This is a genomic window from Xanthomonas sp. SHU 166 (genome assembly GCF_000364685.1).
Taxonomy (GTDB): Bacteria; Pseudomonadota; Gammaproteobacteria; order Xanthomonadales; family Xanthomonadaceae; genus Xanthomonas_A; species Xanthomonas_A sontii.
This window is the reverse complement of the sequence record NZ_AQOJ01000139.1, coordinates 1-2,063: the sequence shown is the minus strand read 5'-3', so window position 1 is coordinate 2,063 and position 2,063 is coordinate 1. Positions and strand designations below refer to the sequence as shown.

General features: G+C 70.1%; 2 protein-coding genes and 1 pseudogene. 2 read left to right on the top strand and 1 reads right to left on the bottom strand.

The window, feature by feature from the left end; all coding sequences use genetic code 11:
• Together D180_RS05395 and D180_RS05390 are read left to right on the top strand one after the other, a co-directional pair.
• Positions 1-272: pseudogene (locus D180_RS05395) on the top strand (DUF4124 domain-containing protein); the annotation flags it as partial.
• A complete protein-coding gene (locus tag D180_RS05390; RefSeq protein WP_017911993.1) occupies positions 272-922 on the top strand; it encodes a DUF4124 domain-containing protein in 651 nt (216 codons plus the stop codon). The pseudogene D180_RS05395 and the gene D180_RS05390, both read left to right, overlap by 1 nt.
• Before the next feature lie 244 nt (positions 923-1,166).
• Here the strand turns inward: D180_RS05390 and D180_RS05385 are convergent, their stop codons facing one another.
• Entirely contained in the window at positions 1,167-1,940 is a 774-nt protein-coding gene (locus tag D180_RS05385; RefSeq protein ID WP_017909765.1) for an SDR family oxidoreductase, read from the bottom strand.
• Between the last annotated feature and the right edge of the window lie 123 nt (positions 1,941-2,063).

The window sequence follows — 2,063 nt, the reverse complement described above, 5'->3', positions numbered from 1 at the left end:
CGGGACCGCCTCCGCCCGGCGGCCCGCGCCCGCCCGGTCCACCGCCGCCTGGGGTGTCCGCCGGCGCCGGCGTGATCGTGCCGGCCGGCAGCACGATGATCCGCGACACCTGCACCGCGCTGCCCGAGCAGGAAGTCTGCGCGCGCCTGAGCGATCGTCGCTGGGAGCTGATCCGTCGCTACAACAGCGCGCTGCAGAGCGAGCGCCGCGCAATGGAAACCGAGCAGCGCGGCATCGATGCGCGTCTGGCGCGCGACTGCGGCGGCAGCTGATGCGGCGCGCACTCTGCCTCGCCGTGGTGCTGACCTGTGCCGGCGCCGCGCACGCCGAACCGGTGGTGTTCTATCGCTGCACCGACGCGCAGGACAACCTGACCATCCAGAACCAGCCCTGTCCCAAGGGCATGCGCCAGCAGAAGAAAATCATGCAGGGCGTCAGCAGCGCCGCACTGCCGACCAGGCTCGTGGCCAAGCCTGCGCCATCGTCGCCACCGGCGAGCGCCGCGAACGATGCCACGCCTGCGGACGCGCCGGCCACGGCCGACACCGCGGCAGCTGCACCGCCACCGCCACCGCCTCCAAAGCTGCCCCCGCCATCGCTGTACACCTGTACAACCCGCGAGCAATCGTCTTACATCGGCGAGGCCGCCGAACCGCCGCCGCGGTGCGTGCCGCTGCCCACCACGGACCTGGATGGCGGACCCAACCAGGCCGGCGGCAGCGCCTGCGAAGTGCTGCGCGACCAGTGCCAGCCGCTGCCCGCCGAGCAGCTGTGCGATGCCTGGAAGAATTACGTGGCCGAAGCCGAGACGCACTGGCGCTTCGCCGTGCCCGAGCATGCCGAAGCGCTGCACGCGGAGTTCGAACGCCGTCAGCACCTGCTCGAGGCCAGCAACTGCGGCGCAGAACAGCCAGCGCCGTAATCCATCTCGCTCCCGCGTGGGGTGCGCCTGGTTGAGTAGGAGCGGCTTCAGCCGCGACCGAGCGTTACCTGGAAAGCCTGGTCGCGGCTGAAGCTGCTCCTACGGATTACCCCGCAACCGATCCACCGCAGTAAGCGCGCACCCACCTTGTGGGAGGGACTTCAGTCCCGACGACATACGCCCGGGGCCTGGCTGCACTGCGCCTTTCGGCCGGCGCCCGGCGCACGCGGCCGCCGCACAGCCGCTAGAACCCGTAACGCAAAAAGCCCCCATCCACCGCGATGCATTCGCCAGTGATGTAGCTGGCCGCCGGCAGGCACAGGAAGCCGACCGCCGCCGCCACTTCCTCCGGTTCGCCGATACGGCGCATCGGCGTGCGCTCGATCACCTGCTCGTAGTAGTCCGGGTCCGACAGCGGCCCGGAGGTGCGGCGGGTACGGATGTACCAGGGCGCCACCGCATTGACCCGGATGCCGTCCTCGGCCCATTCGGCGGCGAGGTTGCGGGTGAGCTGGTGCAACGCCGCCTTGGTCATGCCGTAGGGCGCGCCGCTGCGCACGTGGGTCAGCCCGGACACGCTGCCGACGTTGACGATCGCCGAGGCCGCGTGCTGCGCCAGCAGCGGATGCGCGTAGCGCGACAGTTCGAACGCGGAGAACAGGTTGGTCTCGAAGATGCCGCGCCATTCGTCCTCGGTGTAGTCCACCGCGGCCTTGCTGACGTTGCCGCCGGCGTTGTTGATCAGCAGGTGCAGGCCATCGGCATGGTCCTCGACCCAGTCCAGGATCTCGCGGCGATCCTCGTCGTCGGCGACGTCGGCGGCCAGCGCCAGGATCTCACGCTCGGGAAAGGTCTCGCGCAACTCGTCGCGCGCTGCTTCCAGCGCGTCGAGGTCGCGCGCCACCAGCAGCAAGTCGGCACCGAACCCGAGCAGTTCGCGCGCGATCGCCAGGCCGATGCCGGCGCTGGCGCCGGTGATCAGCGCGGTCTGTCCGTCCAGCCGCCAACGGTGCTGCATGCGCGTGCCTGTCTGCTCACATGGGAGGCGTAGGATGATACCTCCACCCTCGAGGAGGTCGCCGCCATGTCCGCACCACTGCGCAGGATGACGTTGGCATTGCCGCTGCTCGCACTGCTGGCC

Coding starts and splice junctions, on each gene's coding strand:
- D180_RS05390 (WP_017911993.1), top strand. CDS start 272: ATGCGGCGCGCACTCTGCCTCGCCGTGGTGCTGACCTGTGCCGGCGCC.
- D180_RS05385 (WP_017909765.1), bottom strand. CDS start 1,940: ATGCAGCACCGTTGGCGGCTGGACGGACAGACCGCGCTGATCACCGGC.